Below are 16693 nucleotides of genomic sequence, written 5' to 3' on the forward strand. Positions count from 1 at the left end.
TTTTACGTTTCATTCATGTTGTCACTTAACGCCAATCAAGTTGAACGTAATTTAACGCACAGGATGAAACATAATGAAGATCCACACTCAGTTTCGTAAGTCGGTAATCGCCACCTTTGTTGGCCTCGGTATTTTAAGTTTAGGCGCATGCGCCAGCTCGCCACAAATCAGTAAACCAAAAGGTGCGACGGGGACTGGTAATGTTGCAGTAGGTACGCCTAAATCGAATCAATTTTGGTGGCCTGAACAATTAGATTTGTCGCCACTTAGAGATCATGACAGCCGCTCAAATCCACTTGGTACTGACTTCAATTATGCAGACGCATTCAATAAGCTCGACATGGCCGCACTCAAAAAAGACATGAATAAGTTGCTCACCACATCTCAAGATTGGTGGCCTGCAGACTGGGGTAACTACGGCCCATTGTTCATTCGTTTAGCGTGGCATAGCGCAGGGACATATCGCACATTAGACGGCCGTGGCGGTGGTGATGGCGGTCAAATGCGTTTTGATCCACTGAATAGCTGGCCTGACAACGGTAATTTAGATAAAGCCAAAAGATTACTCTGGCCATTAAAGCAAAAGTACGGCGAAAGCATCTCTTGGGGTGACTTAATAATACTTGCTGGTACGGTTGGTCTTGAAAACATGGGCTTTAAGACCTTTGGATTCGCGGGCGGCCGTACTGATGACTGGGAGCCAGATCTTGTTTATTGGGGCCCTGAAGTGGAAATGCTTGCCAGTGACCGTGAGGAGCGTGACGGTAAGCTACAACGTCCTCTTGGGGCGACGCACATGGGTCTAATTTATGTTAATCCTGAAGGTCCAAAAGGAAAGCCAGATCCACTTGGTTCAGCTAAAAATATTCGCGTTGCTTTCGGTCGTATGGCAATGAGCGATGAAGAAACCGTTGCACTTATCGCAGGCGGTCACACCTTTGGTAAAATGCACGGTGCGCACAAAGCAGGCCAATGTGTGGGTAAAGAACCCGGCGGTGCGGCGATTGAAGAGCAAGGCTTAGGCTGGAAAAATAAATGTGGTAAAGGTCACTCAGAAGACACTGTGACCAGTGGCCTTGAAGGCGCGTGGACGCAAGCACCGACTCGTTGGACGACACTTTACTTACAAAACTTACTTAACTTTGAGTGGCAACAGACACGTAGCCCTGCAGGTGCAATTCAGTGGATCCCAACCGATGAATCGCTACATACTTCAGTCCCTGATGCACATGTGAAAGGTAAATTTAATTCACCGGTTATGACTACCGCTGATTTAGCCCTTAAGTACGATCCTGAATATCGCAAAATAGCAGAGCGTTTCTTAGCAAATCCAGAAGAATATCGCCTCGCATTTGCAAAATCTTGGTATAAGTTAACACATAGAGATATGGGTCCAAAAGCTCGCTACCTTGGTGATAATGTGCCGAGTGAAGCGTTAATTTGGCAGGACCCTGTACCAGCTGTCGACCATACGCTTGTCAATGCAAACGATATTGCGAACTTAAAGCGCGATATTCTGCGTACAAGTTTAACCATCCCTCAGCTTATAAGAACGGCATGGGGCTCAGCTGCAAGCTTTAGAGCGTCAGATATGCGAGGTGGGGCAAATGGTGCGCGCATTATGTTAGCACCACAAAAAGATTGGGCAGTAAATAACCCAGATGAACTGAGCATGGTGTTAAGTAAACTTAAAACTGTGCAAAGCAATTTCAACAGAAAAGCATCTGGCAATAAAAAAGTGTCTATGGCAGACATCATCGTATTAGGTGGTGCAGCTGCTGTTGAAAAGGCAGCTGACAATGCTGGCGTAACAGTGTCAATCCCCTTTACACCGGGTAGAACTGACGCAACACAAGCACAAACAGATGTAACCTCATTCTCGCTACTTGAGCCAAAAGCTGATGCCTTTAGAAACTATTTCAATACTAAAGAAAGCTATCGCTCTCCAGCCGAAATGTTAGTCGACAAAGCAGAACAGCTTAATCTCACCGTGCCAGAGATGACGGCGCTTGTAGGAGGCCTACGTGTCTTAGGTGCAAACAGTAATGGAAGTAGCCATGGCGTATTCACTGATAATGTAGGCGCTTTGAGCAACGACTTCTTCGTTAATCTATTGGACATGTCGACTGTTTGGAAAAAGTCAGCTCAAGAAGGCTTATATGAAGGCTTTAGCCGCAAGAGTGGACAGCAGCAATATACTGCGACTACGGTAGATCTTGTGTTCGGTTCCAACTCTGAACTCAGAGCCATTGCGGAAGTTTATGCCTATGATAATGCAAAACAAAAGTTTGCAGATGACTTTGCCAAAGCTTGGCACAAAGTCATGCAGCTTGATCGCTTTGATTTAAGACACAACCTTTAAGATTCTCATAGAGCAAGAGATTCACTCTTGCTCTTTCTTCATCAAAAAGCCGCTACCTTGTAGAGTTAATACACAAAATTAACTATAGTCTGTATAAAATAACCACACAAAACACCTTGTTGATGATTGCAACTGGCTTCTCCAGAATAAACTTAAAGCATGTCTTGTATTTATGTGCAGTAGTTTGCTTATATTTTACTTCATCATACAGTTATGCACGTACAACGCTTAAAATTTGTCATGAAGCAAACAATTACCCGCCATACATTTATCAACAAGACAACCAAGCTAAAGGGCTATTAACCGATATCATAAAAACTGCCACTGAAAATGCCAAAGTGGACGTGCAATTCGATGCCAAACCTTGGAATCGCTGTCAAAAAGATGTCAAAGCAGGTAACAGTCACGCTTTATTTGCCATGATAAAAACTCCGCAAAGAGACCAAGAGTATGCCTTTCCAAATTACAAAAATGGTCATCTCTGGACGGCAACTTATCCTGTTTTTATAAAACAAACGTCAACATTTTCGCTGACTGACTACTTACCAAATAAAGGAATTGGTGCGCCATTAGGATATGTTGTTTGGCAAGAATTAAATCAAAGAAACTGGTTAAGTCCATTTCAATATGACCCTGAGTTAGGTCTCAAAATGGTGGCAAAAGGCAAATTAGATGGGTATATGGTAGAGCGCTTAATTGGCCTTCATCTACTTTATGAAAATCAGCTCACAGATGTTATTAAACCTTCCAAAGAACAATTATTAGATACTGTTTGGTATTTACCATTTAACACACATTTTTATAAACAAAACACTCATCTTGTTCAGCAAATTTGGCAAGAAATAGACAAAGCAAGAGAGCAGCTAAAAAACAAATACAATAAACCTTAGCCCTGTCTTAATTACAGCCACACTTCAGTTTCTTGAATCAGCTACCTATTTTTAGGGCTCGGCTATCTCCTCAATATTGTTTTCAAACTCATTCACAAAAGGCATGAACTTGTGCTCAAAATACAAACTCGCTAACCGGCTGCGAAATAACACAAACCCTTAATAACTTTATGGTTGAATAAGCATCAAAAACCCCTTAATATTCCTTTAAGTAATTAGATATAACAAAATGCAATATAGGCGCATTTTTATATAAATAAAGGCTATGTCATGACTGAGCAGCAGCAATTGAGTCAAATCTATCTTGATGCCAATGCAACTACACCTGTACTTCCAGCCGCTGCACAAGCAGCATTAGAAACGATGCAAACCCAATTCGGTAATCCGAGTAGTAGTCACATTACGGGTCTTCAAGCTAAGCAAATTATGGAACAAACCCGCGGTAAAGCACGCAAAGTCATTGGTGCAAGCAGTGGACAAGTCATTTTTACCAGTGGTGCAACCGAAGGCATTCAAACTGCGATATTGTCTGCACTTTATCAAGCTAAACATAACTACAGCTCTGAGAAAAAGCCTTGTATTTTGTATGGTGCGACTGAACATAAAGCCGTGCCAGAATCTCTAAAGCACTGGAATCATATTCTCGATATTCATGCTGAAATTAAAGCCATCCCGGTTGATAAAGATGGCATGTTAGATATGGACTATATCGCCAAAGAAGTGCCTAATGCTTTGATGATCTGCACCATGGCCGTCAATAACGAAACTGGTGCTGAACAAGACTTAAGCAAACTTGAGCAGGTGATTAGAAGCAACAACCCCGAGACTTTCTGGATGGTTGATTGCGTTCAAGCACTCGGTAAAGTTGAACTTGATATTACCAATACCAGTATCGATTACGCACCATTTAGTGGCCATAAACTCTATGCCATGAAAGGCATCGGCTTTGTTTACATTCGCGAGCAAGCGCCTTTTACCCCATTTATCGCAGGTGGGGGTCAAGAAAGTGGTCTACGCTCAGGAACAGAGAACTTACCAGGTTTAGCCTCTTTGAATATGATTTTCGATGAGTTACTCGGGCAAGGCACAGGCGCATTTGCAGATAAAGCAACGCTCACACATTACAGAGCGCAACTGGCCGAAGCTTTAACAACTGCATTCCCTACCATTGTATTTAACAATAACTTTGCTTGTAGTGTTCCTACTACATTGAACTTCGCCATCCCAGGATTCAGTGCTAAAGAGATTTTAGACTTATTTGATGCCGCAAATATTCGTGTCAGTTCAGGTTCTGCCTGTAGCTCAAAAGTAACAGGGAGTTTTGTACTTGATGCAATGGGACTTCCTCGTGCGCAAAGTGAGGCGGCAATACGTTTATCTTTTGGCCCAGCGGCAACACAGCATGAAATTAACGACGCTTGTGAGCGTATAGCCTATTGTGCAAAAGCACTGGGGCATAGTTGCTTAGTGAATATGAATGAACTAGACAACAAATCAACATTAGATGGACTAGTACAGTTTAAAGTCGGCGGAAGCTGCTGTTGGTTATTCGTTGATGGCGATAGCCGAGAAGCGGTGATCATTGAGCCACTAGCAGAATTAACTCAACGCTTATTAACCGTTATAGAGTGTCAAGGCTTGAAGCTAAAAGCGGTTATTGATACGCACGGGCATGCAGATCACGCTTCATCTCGTACGCAGCTCCTCAATGATGAATTAACAGCTCAAAAAACCGATCATTTAGGTTGGCCTAAGCACTGCGAAACCACAGTGATTGCAGGGCATCAGTTAGCCTTTATTGAAGTCGGTCAATTTGCATTAGTAAAAGTAGCCACACCGGGCCACACTGAAGACAGCATCTCTATGAGCTTATGTCACAAAGATGAGCTCGCAGCAGGTAAAATCAATAGTCTTTACACCTTCTGCGGTGATTTAGTGTTAATGGGAACACTTGGTAGAACAAACTTTGAAAGTAGTGATACTCAGAAGATGTACCATTCACTTACATTGCTTCACAGCTTATTAGGGAACGACAGTTTATTATGCCCTAGCCATGATTATAACAATGAGTTTGTGACAACTTTAGACGCCGAAATGAAGCGTAACAAGCTACTTGCTGACGTGCTAACACAGAGCTTATCCTTAAAGACGTTTATCGAACAAAAAGTACAACTCGATAATCAAATCCATGATGAGAAAAACCAAGAGATCATGTGCGGTGCACTCACCGGTTGCACACAAAAACACCACTTTATTGAGTTAAACAAAGACACTTTACAAACTCATTTAGAGACACATCAAAATGTACAACTTATTGATATTCGTGAACCTCATGAATATGCTTTGAATCATGCACAACAGTTTGATAAAAATGTGCCGCTCACAAGGTTAGCTGATTTCATTGCTGCACAAAAGCCGCATAAGTCGCAACCACTGGTACTAGTTTGTCGCAGTGGAAGCCGCTCTTCAGTCGCCGCGCAAGCACTCGCAAGACTTGGCTTCGACCAAGTAGCGCATTTAAAAGGCGGTTACGCGCTAGCACACTAGCGTTCCATATTATATTCCCCTAAGGTAATGTGCTAAATGAGGTTCATTGCCTTGTTAACCCCCTTTACAACCCTGCTTTCGTAAAACAATGCCAATAAAATCATTAACCAATTGATTTTATTGACATTGTTTTATCTCAACTCATTTCTTCCATCACCACCTTAGTGCTAGACTCGTGTTATAAAACAATAAACAAGGGATACACTATGCTAAAGCAAGCATTTGCACTGTCTGTGGCAATCGCACTGACAGGCTGTAATAGCTCAAACGAACAAGTTGATTCAAACGTGGCAGTTCAAAATAAAACACAAGTTTCTTACCCTGATACACGTAAAGATAACGTGGTAGATACTTACTTCGGTCAACAAGTTGCTGATCCATACCGTTGGTTAGAAGATGATATGAGTGCAGAAACGGCTGAATGGGTAAAAGCGCAAAATAACACAACGTTTGATTACTTAGCTAATATCCCTTACCGCGATCAAATCAAAGAAACTTTAACCGAGTTAATGGATTTCGAAAAAATCGGCACGCCATTTAAAAAAGGCAAATACACTTATTTCTACAAAAATGATGGCTTACAAAATCAATATGTACTTTATCGCCAACTTGAAGATGGTGAGCCAGAAGTATTCTTAGATCCAAATACGTTCAGTGAAGATGGTACAACTTCTTTAGCGGGCATTAGCTTTACCGAAGATGGGTCACTGGTTGCTTACCAAATTTCTGAAGGCGGTAGTGACTGGCGTAAAGTCATTGTATTAGACACTGAAACCAAAAAACAAATTGGCGAAACGCTAGTTGATGTGAAGTTCAGTGGCATTTCTTGGTACGGCAATGAGGGTTTTTATTACTCAAGCTATGACAAACCAAAAGGCAGCGAGTTATCAGCAAAAACTGATCAGCATAAAGTATATTACCACCAACTAAACACGCCTCAGTCAGCAGATAAAGTCATTTATGGCGCAACAGCAAGCGAAAAACATCGTTATGTTGGCGCGAGCGTTACCAAAGATAAACATTATCTCATTATTTCTGCCAGTGTTTCGACTTCTGGCAACAAGCTATTCATCAAAGATTTAACTAAGCCTAATAGCAAACTCGTTACTATTCTTGATCACACCAATTCAGACACATATGTGATGGATAGCGAAGGCAGTAAACTAACTCTAGTGACTAACCTTAACGCCCCAAATAAACGTATTGTTACCGTTGATGCGAACAATCCTGCACCAGCTAACTGGCAAGACCTTATCCCAGAAACTGAAAATGTACTAAGCCCAAGTATAGGTGGTGGTTATATCTTTGCAAGATACATGGTTGATGCCGTATCTAAAGTAAAGCAGTTTGATAAAAAAGGTAATTTAGTTCGTACGATTGAACTACCTGGTGTAGGCACAGCTTACGGTTTTCGTGGTGAGAAAGATGACGAAGTTTTATATTATGCTTTTAGTAACTACAAAACACCAACTACGTCTTATAAGTTAGATATCAAATCAGGTAAGTCTGAAGTTTATCAAAAGCCTGAAATTAACTTTAACCCTGACAACTACGAATCAAAGCAAGTATTCTACACCTCAAAAGACGGCACCAAAGTGCCTATGATCATCACCTACAAGAAGGGCTTAGAACTTGATGGTTCAAACCCTACTATTTTGTATGGTTACGGTGGTTTTAACGTCAGTCTTACGCCTTCATTTAGTTCATCTCGAGCTGCATGGTTGAAAATGGGTGGTGTTTACGCGGTAGCAAATATTCGTGGCGGTGGTGAATATGGTAAAAACTGGCACAAAGCGGGTACACAACTTCAGAAACAAAATGTTTTTGATGACTTTATTGCCGCTGCTGAATACCTAATTGACAAAGACTACACGTCGAGCAAAAAGCTTGCTTTGAATGGTGGTTCAAATGGTGGCCTATTAGTCGGTGCTGTAATGACGCAGCGTCCAGAGCTGTTTAAAGTTGCACTGCCAGCTGTTGGTGTACTTGATATGTTGAGATATCACACGTTCACAGCAGGTGCAGGTTGGGCGTATGACTACGGCACAGCAGAACAAAGCAAAGAAATGTTCAAGTATCTTAAAAACTACTCACCTGTTCATAATGTAAAAGCGGGTGTGCAGTATCCAGCGACACTAGTAACAACAGGCGATCATGATGACCGCGTAGTACCTGCTCACTCTTACAAATTTGTAGCTGAACTACAAGACAAGCAAACAGGTTTAAATCCAACGCTTATTCGTATTGAAACGAATGCAGGTCATGGCGCGGGTACACCGACCAGCAAGATCATCGACCAATACGCCGATATCTTTGGGTTCACATTACATAATATGGGTGTGACAAAGCTATAATACTTGCTTAAACACAAAAAGATTTAGAGCACCATCTGGTGCTCTTTTCTATTGACTGAAATGAAAGGTTAAACTGCTTCTCTTAGCCTTGAGAGCTGCTTTTCAAGTGTCTGTAAGTTGAAAGGCTTCAAAATAAAACCGCTTACTTTTTCTAATAAGGCTTGCTGTACTTTTTGCTTGTCGTTTTCACAAGTTACCATGATCACAGGAGTGTCTTTTAGCGCTTGATCATTTCGGATCGATTTAAGTAGTTGCTGACCATCCATTTTGGGCATATTAAGATCTGTAATGACCAAATCATATTGATTATTTTTTAGCATCCCCAAAGCTTGAAAACCATCAACCGCTTCATCTAATTGCTTAAATCCAACGTGCCTCAACATATTCATCATAACATGACGCATAGCCACCATATCATCAACAACGAGTACCTTCATTAGAAAAGTCTCCCTACTAAACAGCTTTAATCTATCAATAATAAATATAGAACATGATAGAGAAATTACTGCAGAAATCTTGATAACGCCATTACAGCGCCTTACATATACTATTTTAAATTATGCTTTATTGAGAGGTAATTCCATAAATACACTAAGGGGGTTGTCTCGATATAAACCAAAGCGTTCACATCGTTTAAATCCTAAGCTTTCATATAAGCTTATCGCCTCAGATTGCCCTGAGCCTGTTTCTAAGCGCATCATCGGGATCTGTGCTTCACCAGCATAATGTAAGAGTGTCTGCATGACTCTTTTTGACAAGCCTTTGCCACGATAGGCAGGTTTAACGTATAAACGTTTAAGTTCACCATATAAGGTTTGATCAAACTGTTTAACTATCGCACCACATGCAACAATGCCATCTTCATTTTGCAATCCGATAGCACGCACATTTGGCTGCCGTAACTCGCTTAACGCCAATGACTGATCACTGGCAATAGGGTACAAAGTATTCATTAGTCGGTCAATTTCAGAGAAAACATCGATCACATTGGGATCTTCTGGGTTTAAGTCGACTAATTGCATGTTGTGTCAAATCCTATTTGATATCTAAAAGCAGCCACAAACTATACCTGCTAGAAATAAATGAACAAGTTAATTTAACTGATATAAACAACTATTTAACTTAAAAGTTAGTGTAGATCAGTAATATCAATCTCTATACTGATTGAATTTAAAACACCTTCTCTGAAATCAAGTAAGAAGGGTTAAATTAGCGTCTCTATTTTTAGTTAGTAAAAATATGTTCTAGTTATCATATTTGACTATCAAACAGGCCGATTAATTCAATCTAAAAGCCAATAATTTATAAAAATATATAGCAAAATCTAGCATTATCCACATCAAACCTAGCTGTTCGGACCTAAATACAATACAAACTAAAACAGGTTGTTTCGGTTAGACAAATACTGATCCAGTAAATAATGCTCAGCCTTGTAAAGCCCCTTTACAAAATGACAGGGTAATAAAACAGGTCAAGAAGTGCTAAACAAAAGGCTTTTTAAGCTCGCTTCAGGATCTGCATCAACAAATTCAGGAGGATTATCTAAACGCTTTTCAAAAGTCATTTGCGGCGCATATTCAGCCATTTCATCAATCAAAAACTGAGTAGTTAAATCAGGATCATTGACACAAGCAAGCACTTGACCATTTTCAGCCAAGAACTCATGCAAACGCCTTAAAATCTTTTTATAGTCTTTGGTTAACGCAAAACTCCCTTTTTGAAAACTAGGAGGATCAATAATAATCAGATCATATGGGCCATATTTTTTTACTTTGCCCCAGGACTTGAAAAGATCGTGCCCAAGAAAGCTAACTGCCGCTAAATCATGCTCATTTAACTGATGATTTTGCCGTCCTTTAGATAATGCAGCCTTAGCCATATCTAGATTCACAACACTTGTTGCCTCTCCAGCTATTGCGGCGACAGAAAAACCACAAGTATAGGCAAATAGATTTAACACCCGCTTATTACGACTATTCTCTAGCACCCACTTTCGGCCATAACGCATATCCAAAAACAACCCATTATTCTGCTTTTGTCCTAGATCTAGACGGAAAGTTAACCCATTTTCAGTCACATTTTGCTGAGCTTGTAGCTCACCAAATAATACTTCGATTGGTGCGCCTGATTGATATCTGTGCTGTAGTAACACACTTTGCACTTGAGAGTGCCAAGCACTCCATGCCAACCAAGTATCAACATGTCGTTTTAGCGCAGCAATAAAATGAGCATCAACTTCTTTAAATAAAGAAATCAATACTTGCCCGTTTAGCCAATCAATTGTTAACTGCTCAAGCCCATCATAAGCACGACCTCGGCCATGAAATAAGCGACGAATTTCGGTTGGAAGTGGTGTGATATTAGCTAAATGCGTATCAAGGTAGGAAAGGGCGGATAACTGCATAATCGGCTCAAAAAAATTAATGTGGGGCTATTGTACTGGTAAACAACAAAAGCCCCAATGAATGATTTTATATGTTGAGTCAACTAGCAACTTTGCGCGTTTTTAACAAACTCAGAATAGATTGAGTCTTTAATTAACCTATCTGGCGTAAATGCATAATAATGCTGATACACATTTTCTATACTACCCAGGTAAGTGACATCATGTGCTTTTTGTATTTCTTGCTTAATAGATAAAGGCGCTGGAAAAATACCAAACCCTTGTTCACCTAATGCCTTCATTAATGCACTATCGTCCACATGACCCGCAACAGAAACCTCAAGCTCAAGATCTTCTAACCAAAACTTAATTGCATTGGTTACTGGACTTGTCTTGGCCGGTAATATCACAGGAAGTTCACTTAATGAATTTGGGAATTGACCTTGGGCACTGTTTTGTAAATTGGCTTTGCCAAAAAAACCCAATTGGCTTTTACCTATTTCATGACAAAATGCTTTGAATGGCAAACTGCTATCTAGTGGCTTATCAGCCAAAACTAAATCCAACTTATGGGTAGCCATTTGAGCTAATAATTCAGCTTGCTGGCCATCGATACAATGCAAGTTTGAAATTCGCTCATTCTCAATCAATGGAGCCAACCACTTTGACACTAAAGACTTAGGCAGAGAATCAGAGATCCCCACTCGTAATGTTTTTGAGACATTACTCATATCACCCTGAGTTGTTTCGAGCCACTCCTCAGCAATCGCAAACATATCATCGGCGTACTGTTTAGTTACTTGCCCAAACTCAGTTAATCTGAGTCCACGCCCTTCTCTTAAAAACAAAGGTTTACCCAATCTATGCTCTAAACTGGTAATTTGCGCACTCACAGTTTGTGGTGTGAGATGCAAAACTTTACTGGCTGCTGCAATACTGCCATGACGACTCACCTGCCAAAAATAATAGAGGTGATTATAATTAATGTTGGTAATCATTCGATTTCACCGAACCCTAAATAAGATTTAATCAGCTTTTTTCTTTTCTATTACATTAGTAGATTAATTCCATCGCTGCAATATATCGCGATAAAACTTTATAAACTGCATGGAATTTGAACAATGAAACTTATTTTGACGCTACAAGACAAATTACAGAATGCTGCGACAAAAATGCAGATTTCTAGACTGGTGAATAACAAATTAGCTAAATACAGTGACAACATTCGTAAAATCACCATTAGCGTCAAAGACATTCCACAAGATAAACAATCAACAATGAAACAATGCAGCATTGAATTATTATTACCTGGCCTGCCAAGTATGCAGATAAAAGCCAGAGGTAAAGATTTAATCCAAGCAACCAAGCGCGCTTTACAGTATTCACAACAGCAGCTGGCGCATAAATACCAGCTGGGTCATTGATTCCCAAGCACTTGCCGTGGCAAGGACGCCATGATTTTTATACAGACTGAGAGCAGTAAACCTACTGATTAATAACTCAGTGTTTAAGTTATTTTTTACTGTTATTCTAAATGCCATCACCGTTTATTTAGCCTATTTACAGCGACATGTTAAACTGCCTCTGACAAACAAGTAGAGACAGTTATTATGTTAGTTTTATCAAACAATGTTGAAATTCCAGCTTGGCAATTAGAGTTTTCAGCAATACGCGCGCAAGGTGCTGGAGGGCAAAATGTAAATAAAGTCTCTACAGCAATCCATTTAAAGTTTGATATTAAACGCTCTTCACTTCCCTCCTTTTATAAAGAGAGGTTACTGGCCCTCAAAGACTCTAGGATCACTAAAGAAGGCGTGATTGTGATCAAGGCACAATCACACCGTAGCCAAGAAATGAATAAAGAAGAATCTTTAGAGCGATTGAAAGCCCTTATTTTGGATGCCATCAAAGTTCAAAAGGCACGTAGAGATACAAAACCTACCCGTAGCTCTCAGCGAAAACGCGTTGATAGCAAAGTTAAAAAAGGTAAAACCAAGCAGTTACGTAAACGAGTTGATTACTAATTAATCCTTCTTGCCCCTATTTTGGTGATTAAATTATTGCAGTTAGTTATAAAATTGTTTAATAATAATGAAGTTAAAAAGTATTAGACTTTTTAAGATTAAGGTAAGCCAAAAACGACTAGGACGAAATATGAAATCTCAACTCGCGTTATTATTCACTGCTATTACAGCACTATCAGGCTGTTCAACAACAACTGTCGAGCGAACTGTAAAAGACGGTGTTAATGGTGCAATAAACGGTATCCTTGGTTCTACAAGCCCATCAGCTCCTGTAACAAATACACCTAATCAATCTGGTAATTATTCGGTAAAGCGTGAAAAGATTTACATACTCGATGCCAAGAAAACATCTAGAGATTATGGGCAATCAACAATTAGTAAATCCGAACGTAACCCAAATGATAAGACTAGACTCACAATAGAGCGTTCTTTTCACCCTCGCATTGGCAATGTCGCCTTCGAGGGCTATCTATATGAGTATTCACCAGAAGGCTGGTTAGTCAATACAAGTACAAAATTTGACTCTAATTATAATAAGAATATCACACTACCAGCTGGTCAGTACTACATTAAAGCTCAAACTAGAGGTGTTGATAGAAAGTCCTATGCTACAGGTACAATTACCATTGATCCATTTGTCACCAATTACATTACTTTAGAGTTTGAGTAGTTTCAGAACTTAAAAGCCCCAACTCAGACGAGAAGGGGCTTTTCAAATTTGCCAAGTTTAATTAAGCACTCTGTTTAATCAGGAAATACAACTTTAAACTTTGCGCCTCCCAAATGACTGTCTTCAATAACACACTTACTTTTATGCCAATGTAGTATTTTTTGCACTATGGCAAGACCTAAGCCATATCCGCCAAGTTGCTTGTTGCGACTTTTATCTACTCTCACAAAAGGCGTAAATACAGCTTCTCGCTTATCTTCTGATATACCCTCGCCATCATCAGATACACTGAATTCTATAGCCTCTGAATGCTTGTGAAGCGACACTGCAATTTTACTCTTGCCATACTTATCAGCATTTTGCAGTAAGTTTTGCAACACTCTAGCGATATAATGTGCATTCGCATTGATGGTAATATCTTCATCAACTTCTACACTAAAGACTTTTTGACTGACAGCCTGAAGCTTTGAAATTTGCTCATTAACTAATTCTGTTAAGTTAAATGGGCTCTGCTCTAGGTTCTCACCAGCAATCTCAAGGCGAGCATAACCCAGCATTTCTTCTATTAAGCCTTCCATTTCTTGCACATCATCTTGCATACCTGCAATTTGCTCATGGTGTGTTTGATGAAGCATCGCCAAAGCAAATTTTAGCCGCGCCAGAGGTGTTCTCAACTCATGAGAGACCGCGCTCACTAATTCTTTTTGATCCGCCATCAAACTTGCAACTTTCAAGGCCATAACATGAAATTGCTCGGTTAAATCCGAAATTGCAGAAAAGCGAGATGTTTTTTGCTCAACGTTTAAATCACCTTCAGCTAATTGCTCTGTAACTCGCTTAAATTGCATTAGATCTAGCCATAAAGGCCTTAGCCAAAGCACCAACAACATACATAGAATCAAAAATGAAAAGAACTTATAAAGATAAATCTTCTTGGAAGTAGGGGCAGCAGGTAAAAAAGGTCCTAACTGCACCAAAGTGACTTTATCCTTTAGCAAAAAAGACAACAACGCATGACCTTTTTCGTCATACGTTGTGATTATCTCAGCATTTAAAAGTTCAGCTCTTTGTTCTGGCAACCAAGCTATGCTATCAATGTCTAACCCTCTTAATTGAGGCTGAAGTTGTAATTCATCGGCAAGGTGAGCTTGCAGTGTTTTTGCAACTTGCTTAGCATGGCTAAATTCATCGGGTGTATGTTCTACCCAGTTCTTCCAGATATATTCACTGGCCTGATTAATTGCGACAATCGATACAAAAACAAACAAATAAAGGCTAAAAAGCAGTTTTATCATTACTTTTTATTTCTTTTATTGCCAAGCTGACTTAGAACATAAATAACCTTTACCCCATACTGTGATGAGTCTGAAAGGCTGTTCAAGGTTATCACCTAGCTTTTTACGCAAACGTGAAATACGTACATCCACGCTTCTATCTAAGCCATCATATTCTCTACCAACCACATGCTTATAGATATATTCTCGACTTTGAGTTTCACCCGCATTACTGGCAAGAGTCCATAATAAGTCAAATTCATAACTTGTCAGCTCAACTTCTTCACCTTCTAGGTAAACTCGTCTGTCGGCTTTGTCTATCTGCAATTTACCTAGTACAAGTGTATCTAGCTCTTTTTTCTCGGTAGTGCATCGTCTGAGTAAGGCATTTAATCGAGCAAGCAATACAAAAGGCTCTACAGGTTTAATAACATAATCATCGGCACCTATTTCGAGGCCTTTAACCTGATCAAAGTCATTGTCTTTAGCACTTAAGAAAAGCACTGGACCAAAGTATTCATTGCGAATAGCTCGACAAATGCTAAAACCATCTTGGTTTGGCAGCATAATATCTAAGATCACAATATCTGGCTGGCTTTCAATAATGGTTTCAGCAGCATGTGCACCATCATGTACCACATCAACTTCAAATCCGTTTCCCTGTAAAAATTGCGCTGTTAATGAAGCTAATCTTTCATCATCTTCAACTAAGATTACTTTTGACATTAAAATAGGCTCCAATTGGATTTTAATTTGCGACGATATTTTTGACTATTCATCGCATGCACTTTAACGGTTTGCTCTAACACTGTCTCTTGGTGACTGTTTTTGAGGCTGAATACCATGGTTTTACTAAGTTTAACTGTTATAAACTCGTCGACTTTACTACGTTTTTTCCAACATGTAAGAGACTTGTGATCTTGAAATAAACAGATATCTAATGATTCTGGTACTTGCCAGGTTACACGCGCTTTCATCTCACATTGCTCTCCCAGGCTTTTCACAACACAAGTGACAGGTTTAATGGAAAAAGAGAGTTGAGGTTGCGTGTTTGCGTCGGTTGATTCTTGAGCATAACTGACGTTTGATGATAGCAAGACGCCTATTAAAACAGAAGAGAGGCACTTAAAAGTCATATTGCCCCCCAATGAATAAATAATCCTGGTATTTTTCGGTAATTAATGGACTATTTTGAATTTCATTGGCTAAGAATGTTCTCTTAGTACTAAACTTAAGTTGCCAATCAGGATTGAGTCTATAGTTTAGTGCCAGCCCGATAAAAGTAGAAATACCTTGCTGTCCACGATAGTAATACGCCCTAGAGACATCATCTTCTTTATCGATACCGTAATAGTAATCTATCAGTTCATCACTTTGCCAGTGCGCTCCCATCGACAACATAACTTTAGCAGGCCATTGCTCCGATGGTTGAAAACGATACTTATAACTGACTTTAATATGCTGCCCCTTATAGACGCCACTCACATCGTAAAGCCATTGCGCCGAGATATTATGAGCGTTACCTATATACCAGTTACCTAGCAACCCGCCGTCTATAGCCCAATCTCTCTCACTGATATCATCGGTAGAAGGGAGTTTTTTAGGCGCATTGGGGTTTCTAATATCAGGAAGAATATCTTTAAAATCTTGAGAGTCACTTGAGGTCGGGTCTAATACCTCACTGTCATTAAACGAAGCGCTTTCTACACCGATAATGTTTCCTGCATGTAAGCTATTGAAGTATTTTTGCTCACCATTGAGCTCAAGTATTGCACTTAAATCAAATGAAGGGGCATCAGAAAAAGTATAGCCTATGGTGGTATTTTCTAAAAAAAAGCGTTCGTTGTAATAGCTAACGTAAGGTACAACCAATAACGGAATATTATCTCCGCCTACCACAGGGTTGGTTAATACCCCTCCGCCGACAGCAAGCGATATCTGCCACTGACCTACTGCAACGCACTCATCATTTGTGTCGGTACATAATGATTGCTCTGCTGAAACGCCAATAGAGGGGACAGCTAATGCAGCCAAAAGAAAAAAATGCTTCAAAGTCAAACCCTTTTGTATTCCATTACGCTAATTTACCATTCCCAGTCATTTTTTTCATGCTCAGTTACATTAAATAACATTTCACTCGAACAAAGTAACAGACATATTGACAAAGCCCGTTAGCATTAGAACTCTAT

15 protein-coding genes are annotated in these 16693 nt (G+C 39.9%); 7 read left to right on the forward strand and 8 right to left on the reverse strand.

Features of this window, described 5'->3' with window-relative positions; genetic code table 11:
- Positions 1–73 precede the first annotated feature (73 nt).
- From katG to CWB72_RS06860, 4 genes are all read left to right on the forward strand, one after another.
- Positions 74–2362: a catalase/peroxidase HPI gene (katG, locus tag CWB72_RS06845; RefSeq protein WP_138630146.1), complete on the forward strand. Its 2289-nt coding sequence runs from the start codon at positions 74–76 to the stop codon at positions 2360–2362.
- 164 nt (positions 2363–2526) lie between these two features.
- Positions 2527–3252 carry a transporter substrate-binding domain-containing protein gene (locus CWB72_RS06850; protein ID WP_212747879.1) on the forward strand — a complete coding sequence of 242 codons (726 nt, stop codon included), beginning with the start codon at positions 2527–2529 and terminating at the stop codon, positions 3250–3252.
- A 270-nt stretch (positions 3253–3522) separates the two neighbouring features.
- A complete protein-coding gene (locus CWB72_RS06855) occupies positions 3523–5799 on the forward strand; it encodes an aminotransferase class V-fold PLP-dependent enzyme (RefSeq protein ID WP_138630150.1) in 2277 nt (758 codons plus the stop codon).
- Positions 5800–6005: 206 nt separating this feature from the next.
- Complete coding sequence (locus CWB72_RS06860; protein WP_138630152.1) at positions 6006–8153, forward strand: prolyl oligopeptidase family serine peptidase; 2148 nt, start codon at positions 6006–6008, stop codon at positions 8151–8153.
- Positions 8154–8221: 68 nt separating this feature from the next.
- Here the strand turns inward: CWB72_RS06860 and CWB72_RS06865 are convergent, their stop codons facing one another.
- The 4 genes from CWB72_RS06865 to nhaR all read right to left on the reverse strand — a co-directional run bounded on the left by CWB72_RS06865 (position 8222) and on the right by nhaR (position 11534).
- Complete coding sequence (locus CWB72_RS06865; protein WP_138630154.1) at positions 8222–8590, reverse strand: response regulator; 369 nt, start codon at positions 8588–8590, stop codon at positions 8222–8224.
- Between the two features lie 120 nt (positions 8591–8710).
- Positions 8711–9175, reverse strand: a complete 465-nt coding sequence (locus CWB72_RS06870) for a GNAT family N-acetyltransferase (protein WP_138630156.1) — start codon at positions 9173–9175, stop codon at positions 8711–8713.
- A 449-nt stretch (positions 9176–9624) separates the two neighbouring features.
- Entirely contained in the window at positions 9625–10557 is a 933-nt protein-coding gene (locus CWB72_RS06875; protein WP_138630157.1) for a class I SAM-dependent methyltransferase, read from the reverse strand.
- A gap of 83 nt (positions 10558–10640) precedes the next feature.
- The gene (gene nhaR, locus CWB72_RS06880; RefSeq protein ID WP_138567719.1) at positions 10641–11534 is read right to left on the reverse strand and encodes a transcriptional activator NhaR; all 894 of its coding nucleotides are present in this window, start codon (positions 11532–11534) and stop codon (positions 10641–10643) included.
- A gap of 123 nt (positions 11535–11657) precedes the next feature.
- On the opposite strand from nhaR, the gene CWB72_RS06885 reads away from it, so the two are divergent.
- The 3 genes from CWB72_RS06885 to CWB72_RS06895 all read left to right on the forward strand — a co-directional run bounded on the left by CWB72_RS06885 (position 11658) and on the right by CWB72_RS06895 (position 13230).
- Positions 11658–11960: a hypothetical protein gene (locus tag CWB72_RS06885; RefSeq protein WP_138630159.1), complete on the forward strand. Its 303-nt coding sequence runs from the start codon at positions 11658–11660 to the stop codon at positions 11958–11960.
- 186 nt (positions 11961–12146) lie between these two features.
- Positions 12147–12560: an alternative ribosome rescue aminoacyl-tRNA hydrolase ArfB gene (gene arfB, locus CWB72_RS06890; RefSeq protein ID WP_138567718.1), complete on the forward strand. Its 414-nt coding sequence runs from the start codon at positions 12147–12149 to the stop codon at positions 12558–12560.
- Between the two features lie 130 nt (positions 12561–12690).
- Entirely contained in the window at positions 12691–13230 is a 540-nt protein-coding gene (locus CWB72_RS06895; protein WP_138630161.1) for a hypothetical protein, read from the forward strand.
- Positions 13231–13304: 74 nt separating this feature from the next.
- Here the strand turns inward: CWB72_RS06895 and CWB72_RS06900 are convergent, their stop codons facing one another.
- From CWB72_RS06900 to CWB72_RS06915, 4 genes are read right to left on the reverse strand one after another with little or no spacing between them, the layout of a single operon-like run.
- Complete coding sequence (locus CWB72_RS06900; RefSeq protein WP_138630163.1) at positions 13305–14525, reverse strand: ATP-binding protein; 1221 nt, start codon at positions 14523–14525, stop codon at positions 13305–13307.
- Positions 14526–14540: 15 nt separating this feature from the next.
- Entirely contained in the window at positions 14541–15230 is a 690-nt protein-coding gene (locus tag CWB72_RS06905) for a response regulator (RefSeq protein WP_138567715.1), read from the reverse strand.
- Positions 15230–15640 carry a DUF3019 domain-containing protein gene (locus tag CWB72_RS06910; protein ID WP_130254771.1) on the reverse strand — a complete coding sequence of 137 codons (411 nt, stop codon included), beginning with the start codon at positions 15638–15640 and terminating at the stop codon, positions 15230–15232. The genes CWB72_RS06905 and CWB72_RS06910 overlap by 1 nt, the downstream gene beginning before the upstream one ends.
- On the reverse strand, positions 15630–16556 hold the full coding sequence (locus CWB72_RS06915) for a MipA/OmpV family protein (RefSeq protein ID WP_171037235.1): 927 nt from the start codon (positions 16554–16556) through the stop codon (positions 15630–15632). Before CWB72_RS06915 ends, CWB72_RS06910 begins: the two co-directional genes overlap by 11 nt.
- Positions 16557–16693: the final 137 nt, after the last annotated feature.

The sequence above is a fragment of the Pseudoalteromonas phenolica genome (assembly GCF_005886345.1).
Taxonomy (GTDB): Bacteria; Pseudomonadota; Gammaproteobacteria; order Enterobacterales; family Alteromonadaceae; genus Pseudoalteromonas; species Pseudoalteromonas phenolica_A.

Coding starts and splice junctions, on each gene's coding strand:
- katG (WP_138630146.1), top strand. CDS start 74: ATGAAGATCCACACTCAGTTTCGTAAGTCGGTAATCGCCACCTTTGTT.
- CWB72_RS06855 (WP_138630150.1), top strand. CDS start 3,523: ATGACTGAGCAGCAGCAATTGAGTCAAATCTATCTTGATGCCAATGCA.
- CWB72_RS06860 (WP_138630152.1), top strand. CDS start 6,006: ATGCTAAAGCAAGCATTTGCACTGTCTGTGGCAATCGCACTGACAGGC.
- CWB72_RS06865 (WP_138630154.1), bottom strand. CDS start 8,590: ATGAAGGTACTCGTTGTTGATGATATGGTGGCTATGCGTCATGTTATG.
- CWB72_RS06870 (WP_138630156.1), bottom strand. CDS start 9,175: ATGCAATTAGTCGACTTAAACCCAGAAGATCCCAATGTGATCGATGTT.
- CWB72_RS06875 (WP_138630157.1), bottom strand. CDS start 10,557: ATGCAGTTATCCGCCCTTTCCTACCTTGATACGCATTTAGCTAATATC.
- nhaR (WP_138567719.1), bottom strand. CDS start 11,534: ATGATTACCAACATTAATTATAATCACCTCTATTATTTTTGGCAGGTG.
- CWB72_RS06885 (WP_138630159.1), top strand. CDS start 11,658: ATGAAACTTATTTTGACGCTACAAGACAAATTACAGAATGCTGCGACA.
- arfB (WP_138567718.1), top strand. CDS start 12,147: ATGTTAGTTTTATCAAACAATGTTGAAATTCCAGCTTGGCAATTAGAG.
- CWB72_RS06895 (WP_138630161.1), top strand. CDS start 12,691: ATGAAATCTCAACTCGCGTTATTATTCACTGCTATTACAGCACTATCA.
- CWB72_RS06900 (WP_138630163.1), bottom strand. CDS start 14,525: ATGATAAAACTGCTTTTTAGCCTTTATTTGTTTGTTTTTGTATCGATT.
- CWB72_RS06905 (WP_138567715.1), bottom strand. CDS start 15,230: ATGTCAAAAGTAATCTTAGTTGAAGATGATGAAAGATTAGCTTCATTA.
- CWB72_RS06910 (WP_130254771.1), bottom strand. CDS start 15,640: ATGACTTTTAAGTGCCTCTCTTCTGTTTTAATAGGCGTCTTGCTATCA.